Source organism: Atribacter laminatus (assembly GCF_015775515.1).
Lineage (GTDB): Bacteria > Atribacterota > Atribacteria > Atribacterales > Atribacteraceae > Atribacter > Atribacter laminatus.
In genome coordinates this window covers 458,863-472,622 of record NZ_CP065383.1, presented here as the reverse complement: position 1 = coordinate 472,622, position 13,760 = coordinate 458,863, and the positions used below count along the sequence as shown (strand labels likewise).

16 protein-coding genes and 1 tRNA gene are annotated in these 13,760 nt (G+C 38.5%); all 17 read left to right on the top strand.

Annotation, left to right across the window (positions count from 1 at the left end):
• The first annotated feature begins 32 nt into the window (after positions 1-32).
• The 17 genes from RT761_RS02350 (at position 33) to RT761_RS02270 (ending at position 13,658) form a co-directional block, all read left to right on the top strand.
• On the top strand, positions 33-389 hold the full coding sequence (locus RT761_RS02350) for a hypothetical protein (RefSeq protein ID WP_218112485.1): 357 nt from the start codon (positions 33-35) through the stop codon (positions 387-389).
• A 67-nt stretch (positions 390-456) separates the two neighbouring features.
• Positions 457-642: a hypothetical protein gene (locus RT761_RS02345; RefSeq protein ID WP_218112484.1), complete on the top strand. Its 186-nt coding sequence runs from the start codon at positions 457-459 to the stop codon at positions 640-642.
• Between the two features lie 40 nt (positions 643-682).
• Positions 683-1,459, top strand: a complete 777-nt coding sequence (rsmA, locus tag RT761_RS02340) for a 16S rRNA (adenine(1518)-N(6)/adenine(1519)-N(6))-dimethyltransferase RsmA (RefSeq protein WP_218112483.1) — start codon at positions 683-685, stop codon at positions 1,457-1,459.
• Positions 1,460-1,544: 85 nt separating this feature from the next.
• Positions 1,545-1,778, top strand: coding sequence for a Veg family protein (locus tag RT761_RS02335; protein ID WP_218112482.1), 234 nt, complete (start codon positions 1,545-1,547; stop codon positions 1,776-1,778).
• Between the two features lie 188 nt (positions 1,779-1,966).
• Positions 1,967-2,668, top strand: a complete 702-nt coding sequence (nfi, locus tag RT761_RS02330) for a deoxyribonuclease V (protein WP_218112481.1) — start codon at positions 1,967-1,969, stop codon at positions 2,666-2,668.
• A complete protein-coding gene (locus RT761_RS02325) occupies positions 2,655-2,984 on the top strand; it encodes an ACT domain-containing protein (protein WP_218112480.1) in 330 nt (109 codons plus the stop codon). The genes nfi and RT761_RS02325 overlap by 14 nt, the downstream gene beginning before the upstream one ends.
• A gap of 64 nt (positions 2,985-3,048) precedes the next feature.
• Complete coding sequence (locus RT761_RS02320) at positions 3,049-4,413, top strand: PFL family protein (RefSeq protein ID WP_218112479.1); 1,365 nt, start codon at positions 3,049-3,051, stop codon at positions 4,411-4,413.
• A 60-nt stretch (positions 4,414-4,473) separates the two neighbouring features.
• Positions 4,474-4,549: transfer RNA gene (locus RT761_RS02315), tRNA-Gln, on the top strand.
• A gap of 228 nt (positions 4,550-4,777) precedes the next feature.
• Entirely contained in the window at positions 4,778-6,160 is a 1,383-nt protein-coding gene (glmU, locus tag RT761_RS02310) for a bifunctional UDP-N-acetylglucosamine diphosphorylase/glucosamine-1-phosphate N-acetyltransferase GlmU (protein WP_218112478.1), read from the top strand.
• A 7-nt stretch (positions 6,161-6,167) separates the two neighbouring features.
• Entirely contained in the window at positions 6,168-7,136 is a 969-nt protein-coding gene (locus RT761_RS02305) for a ribose-phosphate diphosphokinase (protein ID WP_246465202.1), read from the top strand.
• Between the two features lie 81 nt (positions 7,137-7,217).
• Positions 7,218-7,895 carry a 50S ribosomal protein L25 gene (locus RT761_RS02300; protein ID WP_218112477.1) on the top strand — a complete coding sequence of 226 codons (678 nt, stop codon included), beginning with the start codon at positions 7,218-7,220 and terminating at the stop codon, positions 7,893-7,895.
• Positions 7,896-8,465 carry an aminoacyl-tRNA hydrolase gene (gene pth, locus RT761_RS02295; RefSeq protein WP_218112476.1) on the top strand — a complete coding sequence of 190 codons (570 nt, stop codon included), beginning with the start codon at positions 7,896-7,898 and terminating at the stop codon, positions 8,463-8,465.
• Between the two features lie 21 nt (positions 8,466-8,486).
• Entirely contained in the window at positions 8,487-9,065 is a 579-nt protein-coding gene (locus RT761_RS02290) for a hypothetical protein (RefSeq protein ID WP_218112475.1), read from the top strand.
• Complete coding sequence (mfd, locus tag RT761_RS02285; protein WP_218112474.1) at positions 9,062-12,148, top strand: transcription-repair coupling factor; 3,087 nt, start codon at positions 9,062-9,064, stop codon at positions 12,146-12,148. Before RT761_RS02290 ends, mfd begins: the two co-directional genes overlap by 4 nt.
• A gap of 52 nt (positions 12,149-12,200) precedes the next feature.
• Positions 12,201-13,013, top strand: a complete 813-nt coding sequence (mazG, locus tag RT761_RS02280; protein ID WP_218112473.1) for a nucleoside triphosphate pyrophosphohydrolase — start codon at positions 12,201-12,203, stop codon at positions 13,011-13,013.
• The gene (locus RT761_RS02275; protein ID WP_218112472.1) at positions 12,965-13,414 is read left to right on the top strand and encodes a hypothetical protein; all 450 of its coding nucleotides are present in this window, start codon (positions 12,965-12,967) and stop codon (positions 13,412-13,414) included. Before mazG ends, RT761_RS02275 begins: the two co-directional genes overlap by 49 nt.
• Entirely contained in the window at positions 13,401-13,658 is a 258-nt protein-coding gene (locus RT761_RS02270; RefSeq protein WP_218112471.1) for a S4 domain-containing protein, read from the top strand. The genes RT761_RS02275 and RT761_RS02270 overlap by 14 nt, the downstream gene beginning before the upstream one ends.
• Positions 13,659-13,760 lie beyond the last annotated feature (102 nt).

The window sequence follows — 13,760 nt, the reverse complement described above, 5'->3', positions numbered from 1 at the left end:
AGTTGTTATAATTTTCCACCAGGAGGCAGGAAATGACCATTGCGGTTGAGAATACTGATGGACAGATCCGGGTAAGCGCCAGCACTCTCAGTGAAGTTATTGCCCGAGAAATTGTTCAAATACCTGGTGTAATGGATTCTTTTGAAAGCCTTCTCCATTTGATAAAGTTTTCAGAAAACGGACAATTATTTCAAACCAATGATAAGATTGATGTCCAACATCGGAGCATAGAAGCCAACATTACCTTAACTCTTGATCCGAACTGCATTTTTTGGAAAGTTGCCAGCGATGTACAAAACAAAGCCTATTCAATTGTTGAGAAACAATTTGGTTTTTCTTTAAAAAAGGTGAATGTTGAAATTGGAAAAGTAGAGTGGTCATTCAGCTGACCTGAACTGGCAATATTTAAAGGAGGCTATTTTTTTAAAAAATAAAAAATTGAAGGGGGGATGTACATTGTACAATCCCGAGGGTCTTTGTCAGGTTTGTCGGTACTGTGATCCTGAAAAGAAAAAAGTAGGCATTTATAGGTGCTTATTGGGAGAGCAAAAAGAGAGAACTGTACCGGTTGATAGATGTGATTATTTCTTCCCTGATCACCTCTCGACTCTTGAAGGGAACTCAGCAACGGTGAAAGGGTAGATTCTGACAAAGACCTAAAAGAATGCAAGAAGCGTTAAAATTGAGTCAAAATTTTTTAGTGAATACTGGTGTGTTGGAGAAAATAATTGAGTTCTCCGATCTCAACCGAAGTGATTGTGTGGTTGAGATCGGTACAGGAATGGGGAATCTCACCGAGCATTTAGCCCAGTACGGTGGTAAAGTTTTGACTTTTGAAATTGACCCTATTCTTTACCAAAAAACGCTACACAGATTGCCTTCTCATTCAAATATCCACTTTTTTAATCAGAATTTTTTAAAAACTGATCTTCTTCAGATTTTAGCCCCGTTTTCTAAATACTCTTTCAAAGTTGTTGCGAATATTCCTTATAGTATTTCATCAGCAATTTTGTATAAAATCCTACAAATACCCATACTTTGGGCAAGATTGGTTTTATTGGTCCAAAAAGAATTTGGCCAAAAAATTATGGCTCAACCTGGTGAGAAAAAACGAGTTCCTTTATCAGTTATTTTTCAAATGCGTTATCGAGTTCAGCAACGATTTGAAGTATCCCGGGGCAGCTTTCGACCTATGCCCCGGGTAGATTCATTGGTTCTGAAATGCTTGCCCGGACCTTATCCACCAGACATTGCGACGATCAATAGAGTGGCAAACTTAACTCAATATTTTTTCCAACAGAAAAGAAAGAGAATTTCCAGTCGGTTGCGAAGGATTATTGATCCCGAAGTTATCAATAATGCTGGAATTCCAATCACCAAAAGACCAGAAGATTTGACTGAACTGGAATGGACCAAACTCGCGGAAATTTTAACTCAGTTAAAGAAAATAGAGCTATAATCATTGGTTTTTAAAACTCATTTTTCGTTGATTTTTTTTTAGATTAGTATTATAATTAACTAAAATTATGGAGAATGAGATAATATTGCCAGTCCAGAGCGTTGACCAAATTAAAGCTTGGGTTTTGGAAAAAAAGGGGAAAGAAGTCCGGATCGAAGTTAATAAAGGTCGCAAAAAAACGGTCATAAGAGAAGGAGTAATTGAGACTGCTTATCCATTCTTTTTCACGCTAAAGATGGATGTAGATGGATGTTGCCAACGGATTTCTTTTAATTATGTTGATATTCTTACCAAAACCATTGAACTTGAATTGATATAAAGAATATATGCTTTTTTTAATACCCTATAACAATTGAAAGAGATACATTCTCTTCCTTCGAACTTCTTCTTTTTAACTCTTCCCTTGATGGATTTCAATGGAGTTTTAGTCTTTTTTCTATATAATGGAATGGTGATGGAAATTCAAAGTATTCAATTTTTTGAGGAATCCATTTAAAATATCAAAAAATGATTCAACCAAAACATATTTTTCCATTTGATGTCAATACTCAGGAAGCGGTTAGGATTCAGAAAGACCTAACCCAACATATTTCGTTTTCTTTTCCTTTCCACCCTCAAGAAGTACATTGCTTAGCAGGGGTTGATGTTTCTTATCTGAAAAAAAACCTTGCCTGTGCAGTCATTGTTGCTTTTTCTTATCCTGAACTCCAAGTCATTGAAGTTGTTCATTCATTAAAAAAAGTTCAATTTCCTTATATCCCAGGCTTTCTCTCTTTTCGTGAAGGGCCAGCAGTAGCGTCTTCTTTTCAACTATTAAAAAGCATTCCTCAAATTTTCTTTTTCGATGGTCAGGGAATTGCCCATCCGAGGGGAGTGGGATTAGCCAGTCATATGGGAATTCTTTATAATATTGTGTCAATTGGGGTCGCAAAAAGTCTGTTAGTAGGTCAGTATACCGAGCCGCTCTTAGAAAAGGGCGAATATTCCTGGATTTTTTACCATGATCAAAAAATTGGTGCTGCTCTTCGGAGCAGGAAAGCAGTAAAACCGATTTTTGTATCCCCGGGTCATCGTATTGATTTACAAAACTCCATTGAATGGACATTAAGGGTTACGGGTAAATATCGAATTCCAGAACCGACTCGGATTGCTCACCTTTATGCGGATAAAATAAAAAGAAATGAGGTGGAATTTCTTGAACATCAATGACATATCACCATCGAGTTTTGTTGAGGAACAACCAGCGGAGCAGCAGGATAAAGTTGTTATTACTGTCGTCGGCAAAGACCGTGTGGGTATTATTGCAGCTGTAACTTCCTTATTGGCTGAAAATCAGGTGAATATTGAAGATATTACTCAGAAAGTTTTAGATAAATATTTTACCATGATATTAATAGGTGATATAAGTCAAAGTGTTGTTCCTTTGGCAGATTTGAAGAAATGCCTTATTCAAAAAGGCGAAGAAATCGGTGTCCAAATTTTTCTTCAACATACCAGCGTATTCCAAGCCATGCATCGCATTTAAAGAAAGGGTTTCCTCGAAACATGATACGGATTTTTTAAACGGATTAAGGTTATTCGGAGGGATTATGGTGTTATATGATCGATCAGAAATTTTAGAAACGATTCGAATGCTTGAAATTGAAAACCTTGATGTTCGGACGGTGACTTTGGGGATCAATATTTTAGATTGTCGTGGAAAAGATGAAAAGGATACTTGTCGAAATGTGGTAAATAAAATTCGTTCCTATGCTCAATCCCTTCATGATGTGGTTGAAGAAGTATCACTCCGATTTGGAATTCCTATTGTTAATCGCCGCTTGTCTATTTCTCCAGTTTCTCTTCTTTTTGGAAAAGACGAAGCCAATGGTCCATTTGAACTCGCACTCCTTCTTGATCAACTCTCTCGGGAAATTCAAGTCGATTTTATCGGCGGTTTTACAGCATTAGTTCAAAAAGGGATGACCCCGGCTGCAAGAAATCTCATCCATTCTTTGCCGGCTATTTTGACCCAAACTGACCATATTTGTTCTTCAGTCAATGTGGCATCGACCCGAAGCGGTATCAATGTTGATGTTATTTTATTATTAGGCAAAACTATTAAAGAAATTGCTCATTTAAGCCAAGACAAAAATGGAATTGGTTGTGCCAAATTGGTAGTTTTTGCCAATGCTCCAGAAGATAATCCTTTTATGGCAGGCGCTTTCCATGGGCCGGGGGAAGGAGATGCGGTTATTAATGTCGGTGTGAGCGGACCCGGTGTTGTGAAGGAAATGATCCGTAGACATCCAGGAGCTGATTTGGGTCAAGTTGCCGAAATTATCAAGCGAACCGCTTTTAAAATAACCCGGGTAGGGGAGTTAATCGGGAGAGAGGTTTCACGGAAGCTGGGTGTAGATTTTGGAATTGTTGACCTATCTCTGGCTCCGACCTCTCGAGTAGGTGATAGTGTGGCAGAAATTATTGAAGCCATGGGAATAGATACCTGTGGAGGATGGGGGACAACTCTTGCTCTGGCTATGCTAACCGATGCCTGTAAAAAAGGAGGTGCCATGGCTTCTTCATCAGTAGGAGGTTTAAGTGGGGCCTTTATTCCGGTAAGTGAAGATGCAGCCATGACTAAAGCAGTAAAGACGGGAAGATTAAATTTTGAAAAACTTGAGGCTATGACCAGTGTTTGTTCGGTTGGATTAGATATGATTGCAATTCCCGGCGATACACCGGAAGAGATTATTTCTGCGATTATTGGTGATGAGGTGGCGATTGGGGTTATTAACAATAAGACCGTGGGAATTCGAATCATTCCGGTGGTTGGGAAAAAACCGGGCGATGAAGTTGTTTGGGGAGGATTGTTGGGAGAAACGGTGGTTATACGAGTGAATCCCACCAACCCTAAAAACTTTATTGGCCGGGGCGGAAGAATTCCAGCTCCAATAACCAGTCTTAGAAATTAGAGAAAGAAAATTGACTTCAAAGGTACTATTATATATAATTAACTCGCTTTTTGTTTGAGTTGGGGCGTGGCCAAGCGGTAAGGCAAGGGACTTTGGATCCCTGATTCCGAAGGTTCGAATCCTTCCGCCCCAGCCAGTTGAGAATAAAACGCGGCTGAAACAGTCGCGTTTTATTTTTTGTAGGACTGAATTATAATAATATATCAGAATGAGGTAAAATATTAAGGTTTGGGGAATCAAGTCCACTTAAATGGTTCCTTAGAATCTGCTCAGATATATTTTAGACCACCCAAACGAGGTTTGTTTTTTTAGAATTTGATGATGAAGTAGGTTATTGATGAGTTAGTTTTTCCAGGAGGATTTTATGGATTATCATGATTGGTGTATTTGTGTTTTGGCGGCTGGTCAAGGGAAAAGAATGAAATCTTCACAACCAAAAGTTGTTTTACCGGTTTTGGGGAGGCCATTAATTAATTATCTTTTGAAACTTGAGATTCCCAATTTTGGTGGGAAACGATTGGCAGTCGTTTCTCCTTTCTCTTATGACCAAATCCAATCGATTGTTGATCCAGCGATTCAATTAGTTGTTCAAGAAGAACCCTTGGGAACCGCCCATGCCGTAAATTCTATATTACCCCATCTCGATTCTGAGATTCAGAAGATATTAGTCATATATGCTGATATGCCACTTTTGAAAGCTGATACTCTACATCAATTTATGACTTTTTTCGAAAAAAACCGTGCTCCAGTGGCGCTTTTAAGCACCAAATCAGAGTTTCCTGATGGTTTTGGTCGAATTAAAAGGGATTTTCAGGGAACTCCCCTGAAAATTGTTGAAGAAAAAGATTGTTCGGTTGAAGAGAAAAAAATTCCTGAAATAAATTTGGGAATATATGCCTTTCAAAGAAACGAAATAGGGATAGTTCTTCAATCAATTCAAAGGAATAACGCTCAGGGAGAATATTATCTGACTGATGTTCTTGAAGTCGCAAGAAATCTCAATTATAAAACCTTGGTTTACACTGTTCCCTGGGATACGCAGTTTATTAACGTGAATTCCTCTGATGATTTAGCAACAGTGATAGGATTGTTTCGTAGAACAAAAATTAATCAGCTATTTGAATCAGGAGTTAAAATTGTCGATCCAGAATCGGTATATGTCGATTGGGACGTCAAATGTGAAAAGGATGTCTGGTTGTATCCCGGAACGGTTATTGAAGGACAAAGTAAAATTAAAGAAAACACGAAGATTGGGCCTTACACCCATTTAGTTCAATCACAAGTTGGCAGGGATTGCCGAATTGAATATAGTGTTATAGAAGATTCTATTGTGGAGGATGAGGTGGTTATTGGCCCATTTTCCCATATTCGAATGAATTCCTTAATAAAGAAAAATGCTCGGATTGGAAATTTCGTTGAGGTAAAAAAATCTGAAATTGGTGAGGGAACCAAGGCATTACATCATAGTTACTTAGGTGATGCTCAATTAGGAAAAAAGGTTAATATCGGAGCGGGAACAATTACTTGTAATTTCGATGGATATAAAAAACACCCAACCATTATTCATGACCAGGTTTTTATCGGGAGCAATAATTCATTAGTTGCTCCGGTAACCATTGGTAAAGGAGCATATACTGCTGCCGGTTCAACGATTACCCGTGATGTTCCTTCTCAAGCTCTCGGTGTCGGTCGAGCGAGACAGGTTAACATTGACAAATGGACTGAAAAGAAAAAAAACAGGAGCTGATTGGAAAATGATTTGCTATGGTGATATAAGCCAGCATATGAAAGTTTTTACTGGAAGAGCAAATCCATTCCTGGCGCAAGAAATTTGTTGGTATCTTGACCTTCCTCTGGGTCGGGCTGATGTAGGTCGTTTCCCGAATGGAGAAATTCGTATACAAATTGAAGAAAGCGTTCGAGGCTGTGATGTTTTTGTTGTTCAACCTACTTGTCCGTCAGTGAATGATCATATTATGGAACTTCTGATCATGATTGATGCATTGAGTCGTGCCTCAGCCAGAAGAATAACGGCAGTCATTCCGTTTTATGGATATGCAAAACAAGATCGAAAAACCAAAGGAAGGGAACCAATTTCAGCGAAACTGGTGGCAAATTTACTGGTAACCGCTGGTGTTGATCGAGTTTTAACCATGGATTTGCATGTTGGTCAAATCCAAGGGTTTTTTGATATTCCTGTCGATAATTTAGTTGCTCAATCACTCCTGGCTCGCTACTTTGCTTCGAAAAACCTATCGGATATTGTTGTGGTAAGTCCCGATGTTGGAGGTACAGCACGGGCTCGAAATTTTGCCAATCATCTCGGTGTTGATTTAGCCGTCATTGATAAATACCGACCGACCTATGCTGAAGTTCAAGTTATGGATGTTATCGGAAATGTTCGGGGCAAAAGAGCAATATTAGTTGATGACCTTATCGATACTGCTGGAACTTTAGTTGAAGGCGCACAAGCTTTAAAAGAACGGGGCGTCGTTGAAGTGTATGCCTGTGCCACCCATCCGGTGTTTAGTGAACCAGCTTTAGATCGTATCAAGAATTCATATTTGAAAGAAGTGGTTGTGACCAATACTATTCCTTCCAATGCAGACGAGTTGAGCATCCGAACCAGTGATAAAGTAAAAGTTCTATCGGTGGCACCAATTTTTGCCGAAGCAATAAAAAGAATATATAGTGAACTATCCGTCAGTGAGCTTTTCTTGTGAGAAAACTCCATCGGTTTAAAATAAAAATCACTAAATAATCAAATCTAAAACTATCATACGCTTGAGAGCGGAGGGAATACTATGAACCAAAGAGAAATCTTGACCGTTAATACCGAAAAGAGAGAATCTATTGGAAAAGAAAGTATGAAAAAGCTAAGAAAATCAGGCTGGGTACCTGGGGTTTATTATGCTTATGAAAGCAAAGAAGGAAATACAGTTTTATTGAAAATTCAAGAAAGTGAGTTAAAAAGAGTTTTAAAAGCACCAGGAGCAACCCATCAATTATTAAATATTTCTATCGACGGTGATATTCATCGAGGGATTATTAAAGAACTGCAAAGGAATCCCATTAAAGAACAGGTTTTACATATTGATTTTTATGGGGTACGGGCTGATCAGAAAATTACTTTAAGAGTGCCACTGATGTTCAATGGTGAGGCGCCAGGAGTTAAGGCGGGTGGTACTCTAGAGCAGGTTATGCAAGATGTTGAGATTGAATGCTTGCCTGACGTCATTCCCGAATTCATCGAAGTTGATATCAGCGGTCTGGAAATTGGTGACGCAGTTCATCTTAAGAATGTTACGGTTCCGGAAGGGGTTTTACTTACTGAAAATCTTGATGATGTCGTAGTGGTTGTTACAGCTCCAGAGGTTTTAGTTGAAGAAGAAGAAGAGGTTTTGGAAGAAGAAGGTGAAGCACCAGAACCAGAAGTAGTTAAAAAAGGCGAGAAAAAGGAGAAAGAAGCCGAGGAAGAGTAAGTGTTTTTGGTTGTCGGTCTTGGAAACCCCGGTCAAAAATATCAATACAGCCGTCATAATATTGGTTTTCGAATCGTAGATAATTTATCTGAACAGCATCAATGGATATGGAAAGAAGCAAAACGTTTTCAATGGTGTTATGGTAAAATTGACAGCCACCAACTCTATCTGGTAAAGCCCCAAACTTATATGAATCTGAGTGGTTTGGGGCTTTTATCCTTTTTAAGCTATATAGCCAAATCTTTTGAGGACAAGATTATTGTCCATGACGAGCTTGATCTTCCTCCAGGAAGGATCCGGATTAGTCGAGGCGGTGGAGCGGCAGGTCATAAGGGCATTCTTTCCATTGCTGAATACTTTAATCTGGAAAATTTTATCCGTTTACGGGTAGGTGTTGGAAAACCAATACAAAAAGACGAAATCACTGAGTACGTATTGCTCAAGCCTCCTTCCGAAGAAGCAGCTGTACTCGCTGATTCTGAAAAGCGATCAGTCGAAGCATTAATCTGTATTGTTACTCATGGTGTTCAATATGCCATGAACCGGTTTAACTCAATATCTGCGTCATAACCGCCGAGGAGATACATCATTGTGGAGACCAGAAAAATAGCCAAAGGAATATCTATTATTTTTCAACCGACCTTTATACCAATAGCTCTTTATTTTATCGTTTCACTATCTGCTGTTCCCACGGTTAAGGGATTTTGGTATGCTTTACTGGGTATCGTATTCGTTGCTCTGGCGCCGATAGTTTTGGTTTATATCCTTGCTCGTTATAACAAAATATCCGATCCTGATCTACCCGACCGGCGCGAGCGCTTTATCCCTTACTTAAGTATTGTAGGGTTATATATAATCGGTTTTATTGTTTTTTGGTACCTTGGTGCTCCTTCCCAAATATTGGCAATCACGGCTTCTTATATCGCTGTTACTTTTTTTGGAGCTTTCATATCACTTTTTTGGAAAATCAGTATGCATATGGCTGGAATAGCTGGACCGGTCACGGCATTGATTTTTTTAGTGAACCCCATTTTTGTGTTAGCTTATTTTTTACTCATACCAATTGGATGGGCACGCTATATTCTTAAAAAGCATACGTTTCCTCAAATAGTCATAGGGAGTGGATTTTCGATCTTATTAACCTATTTAATCATTCGGCTTTTTTCATGAACATTTCTCAATTTCTTCAAAAAATTATCCAACAAATCCGATCTGCAAACCGGTGTTCGCTTTCAACAATTCAACCGGTTCGACCTTTTATTGCCCAAATTTTATCCGGAACCAATTATTCTCCAATTTTTTATATGACTGCTAGCGAAGAAATAAAAAGAAAGGTCTTTCGGCAAATTGAAGGTCTTTCTTTTTTTAATCAGGATGAGATGGTAGCAATTGGTGTTGGTTTTGAGGAGAAATATTCAGGAATTGTTCTTCAAAAAACTCTTCGTGAAAAAAAGAATTTAGTTATTGTCTTAAATGTCAATGAACTCGATCAAGAAGTCGTTGAGTTGGAAAATTTTATGAGCCTGTCAGTATTATTGGAGAAAGGGAAGAAATATCAGCGCGATCAATTGATTGATCAATTCTATCGGATGGGATATGAAAGAAAGGATTTTGTCAGAGAGAAGGGTGATATTGCGATTCGTGGTGAAGTCGTTGACGTTTATCCCCCTGACGGGATTGAACCAATCAGAACTTACTGGTGGGAAAACATCATAGAAAAAATGAAAAATTTTCAATCCGATACCCAGAGGACCGACCGTGATTTGGAACACGCCTTAGTAATTCCCAGTGATGGAGAATTTAAAACCATACCCTTAATTAAGCTTATAATGGAACAAGCCAGTCTTATTTTTTGGGACGATGTATTTATAGAAAACACTCATTTATCGCATATTCCTCAGGTGATTACCGGAATTGTATCCAGGGAAAATCTTCCTGAGATGGTTATATCAGCTTCTCGACCGCCGACTTTTTTTGGAGAAATACCAAAATTGGTCAATGAATTAAAGGAAAACCAATGGGGAAAGACTTATTTAATTTTCCCGTCTGAGAAGATCGAATTATTTGCAGCGATCTTAGATGAGGAAAAGATCCCCTATGGCAGAGATGTTAAGAGTCCAGGCCAAATTTTTCTTTTAAAGGGTTTTCCGGCAGAAGGATTTATCCTTCCCGAATTGGGTTTTACCGTTTTCACAACTCAGGAAATTTTTGGAAAAGATTTTACCAGACCGAGTAAAAAAAGAGCAGAATCGCCAATTGAAGAAGAAATGGTGAGTTCGCTTCAACCGGGTGATTATATTGTTCATGAAGAACAAGGAATCGGAATTTTTAAGGGAATCCAAGAAATGGTTTTGGAAGGAGTACACCGGGTTTATTTAGTCATTGAATATGCTGCCGGTGATATCCTCTATGTTCCAGTTGAGAGCGCTTCCTTGGTCCAAAAGTATATTGGGAGCGGAGATATAAAACCGAAGATATCCCGATTGGGTAAAGATGAATGGGGAAAGGCAAAACAGAGAGTTGCCCAATCAATACAGGAAACCGCTCGGGAATTGCTGGAGATATATGCTCGTCGCAACTTGGATCAAGGACACGCTTTTTCTCTGAATTCTACCTGGCATAAACAGCTAGAGCTTTCTTTTCCCTATATCGAAACACCTGACCAAAAACAGGCAATTGTTGATGTGGAACGTGACATGGAGTCTACACGACCAATGGATCGACTCATCTGTGGTGATGTGGGCTACGGGAAGACTGAAATTGCCATAAGAGCAGCTTTTAAAGCAGTTATGGATGGGAAACAAGTTGCTTTGTTGGCGCCAACAACCATTTTATCCGAGCAGCATTACCTTACCTTTAAAGAGCGTTTGAAAAGGTTTCCGGTTCGAATTGCGGTCATCAACCGCTTTAAGTCAACCCAAGAACAAAAGCAAATTGTTGAACGAGTTAAAAATAATCAAATAGATATCTTAATCGGTACTCATCGGCTCATTCAAAAAGATATTCAATTTCATGACCTCGGTTTAGTTATCATCGATGAAGAACAGCGGTTTGGGGTTATGCATAAAGAACGGCTTAAAAAAATGAAATCAACTGTGGATGTCCTCACTTTAACCGCTACTCCTATTCCTCGAACCTTATATCTATCCCTTACTGGTATCCGGGATATCAGCGTTATCGAAACGCCTCCTGAAGGACGTAAGCCGGTTCATACGGTGGTTGCACCTCGTAGTCAAAAAATGATAAAGGAAGCGATCCAATATGAGCTCGATAGAAAAGGCCAAGTATTTTATGTGAGCCCTAGAATTAAAAACTTAATGAAAATTTATGAAGAGTTAGCGATGCTCTTTCCTGATTGTCAAATTGGAACTGCTCATGGACGACTCTCCGGGCCTGACCTAGAAAAGGTAATGGAGAAGTTTTATAATGCTGAGATTGATATTTTACTTTGTACAACAATTATCGAGATTGGATTAGATGTTCCGAATGCCAATACTTTGATTGTAGATCCGGCAACTCTTTTTGGATTATCTCAACTCTATCAGTTGCGTGGTCGAATAGGACGGTTTGATCGAGAGGCTTATGCCTATTTATTTTATCCAAGAAGACTAACCCATGAAGCTCAGGAGCGTTTGGATGCTTTGTTGGAATTCGAGGGATTGGGGACGGGTTATAAATTAGCCCTTCGCGATATGGAAATCCGAGGAGCGGGAAATATTTTGGGCCAAGCTCAGCATGGATTTATCCAGGAGATTGGTTTTTCTCTTTATACTCGAATGTTACAAGAAGAAATTTCCCGACTGAAGGGAGAAAATACTGAAACGAATCCCCAAACCACCATAATTTTGCAAGAAAATGCTTTTTTCCCAAACTGGTATATGAAGCAAGAAAACGAGCGTTTTAGCTATTATCAACGTTTGTTACAAGCTCAAAAAATGAATGATGTTGAAGATCTGAGGGCTGAGATAGAAGATCGGTATGGACGCTTGCCAAGGGAAGTTGAAACTCTATTAAAAATTACAACCCTGCGTTATTATGGTAAAATAGCACTGGTTGATACAATTGAAGAAAAAAATGGGGAAATTTATATCGGTGCTCCAATTGAGGTGCTGGTCAGCTTCAATGAAAAATTCCGAAACCATGGTGTAAAAGGTATGTTGGTAAATTACCATGGTAAGCAAACTTTAAGGATACCATTTCAAAATTTAAATACATTGTTACGTCTGTTTGATCCGTTGGTAGGAAAAGGGTAAAAAAGATTTTATAAATAACCTGTTAATTGAGAATAATGGAGATCTTTCTTTAATGGATAAAATGATTGATTCAGAAGCCAAAAAATATTTTGGAGAGTTAATTGAATTGGTAACGATCCTCCGGAGCAAAAATGGTTGTCCTTGGGATCGAGAACAAACTCGAGAAAGTTTAAAGCCACTTATGCTTGAAGAAATGTATGAAGCTTTTGATGCCATTGATCGAAAGAACGAAGCCGATATAAGAGAAGAATTAGGGGACATGTTGCTTCATATTGTTTTTCAAGCGCAAATTGGAGCAGAACAAAATTCTTTTACTGTTGTTGACGTTTTAAAACAGCTCATCTTTAAAATGAAGAAAAGACATCCTCATGTATTTGGAGATATCCAGGTTCAAAATGTGGATGAAGTTTTATTAAATTGGGAAACCATTAAAGAAGGCGAGAAGGAAAGAGAGAGCATGCTTTCATCTATACCTCCAAGTTTACCGGCTTTACTTCGAGCTCAAGTCATTCAAAGCCGGGTTGCTCGGGTAGGATTCGATTGGCCAAATGCCAACGAGGTTTGGAGAAAAGTTATTGAGGAACAGAATGAACTGGAAGAAGCCTGGAAAAGCCATGATCAAGAATCAATCGAGGAAGAATGGGGGGATTTGGTTTTTGCGTTAGTCAATCTCTCTCGGCATTTTCACCTGCAACCGGAGGATGCTCTTCAAAAAGCTTCCCAACGTTTTACACAACGCTTTCGATATATGGAGAACGAAATAAAAAAACAGGGAAAGAAAATTGAAAACCTCTCATTAGAGGAGATGGATGAGTTATGGAACAAGGCGAAACAAGAAATCAAACTTATCCAAAACAACAAATAGATTTTGGAGATTTATTTAATCGAATCAAAGTATTATTACCGTTAGTAAAAGGATGGAATCCCGATATTTACTTGGCAGTCAATTCAGCCGGTTTAATCGTGTGTGGCATATTGAATAGTTTTTTTCCAAGAGATATCAGGACTCTTTCCATCCAATATCAGAATGACCATTTAAAAGTGAATTGGGACAATTGTGGGGAGTTAAGAGACAAAAGAGTATTGGTGGTTGTTGATCATTTTCCCAATGAACAAGTGGTTTTCCAACTGGAAAATTTTTTAAAAACCAAACAAGTATTATCATTGGTTAAATTAGTGGTTTTGGGTAAAGGTGTGGAATACTCGTGTTTTCCAGAGTTACCAGAAGAATCGATTCTCCCCTGGGAAACTGATGAGACTGGATAAATATTTAAAAGTTACCAAGTTAATTAAAAGACGAACTCAAGCTCAAATTGCTTGTAAAAATAACCGGGTTTATTTAAATAGTCATATAGCCAAGCCATCATCAATGGTTAAAGTTGGAGATGAGATTAAGATTGTTTCTCCGGTTATGATGCTTCGGGTAAAGGTTTTACAAATACCGGTTAACAATCAATATTCTGATGACTTTTTTGATGTAATTGAACAAAAAAAACTGGAAGCGGAGTAAGACAGCTATCGGTGTGGGAGGCATTTTTTAAACCATACTGTAGTTTTTAGGGAAACTATTGCAATGGTTAAGTTCATTGATTTTAAGTTGACTTTTTAAAGG

What these genes read in the sequence shown, in the direction of transcription:
- RT761_RS02350 (WP_218112485.1), top strand. Translation starts at nt 33, where the DNA reads ATGACCATTGCGGTTGAGAATACTGATGGACAGATCCGGGTAAGCGCC.
- nfi (WP_218112481.1), top strand. Translation starts at nt 1,967, where the DNA reads ATGATTCAACCAAAACATATTTTTCCATTTGATGTCAATACTCAGGAA.
- RT761_RS02320 (WP_218112479.1), top strand. Translation starts at nt 3,049, where the DNA reads ATGGTGTTATATGATCGATCAGAAATTTTAGAAACGATTCGAATGCTT.
- glmU (WP_218112478.1), top strand. Translation starts at nt 4,778, where the DNA reads ATGGATTATCATGATTGGTGTATTTGTGTTTTGGCGGCTGGTCAAGGG.
- RT761_RS02305 (WP_246465202.1), top strand. Translation starts at nt 6,168, where the DNA reads ATGATTTGCTATGGTGATATAAGCCAGCATATGAAAGTTTTTACTGGA.
- RT761_RS02300 (WP_218112477.1), top strand. Translation starts at nt 7,218, where the DNA reads ATGAACCAAAGAGAAATCTTGACCGTTAATACCGAAAAGAGAGAATCT.
- mfd (WP_218112474.1), top strand. Translation starts at nt 9,062, where the DNA reads ATGAACATTTCTCAATTTCTTCAAAAAATTATCCAACAAATCCGATCT.
- mazG (WP_218112473.1), top strand. Translation starts at nt 12,201, where the DNA reads ATGGATAAAATGATTGATTCAGAAGCCAAAAAATATTTTGGAGAGTTA.
- RT761_RS02275 (WP_218112472.1), top strand. Translation starts at nt 12,965, where the DNA reads ATGGAACAAGGCGAAACAAGAAATCAAACTTATCCAAAACAACAAATA.
- RT761_RS02270 (WP_218112471.1), top strand. Translation starts at nt 13,401, where the DNA reads ATGAGACTGGATAAATATTTAAAAGTTACCAAGTTAATTAAAAGACGA.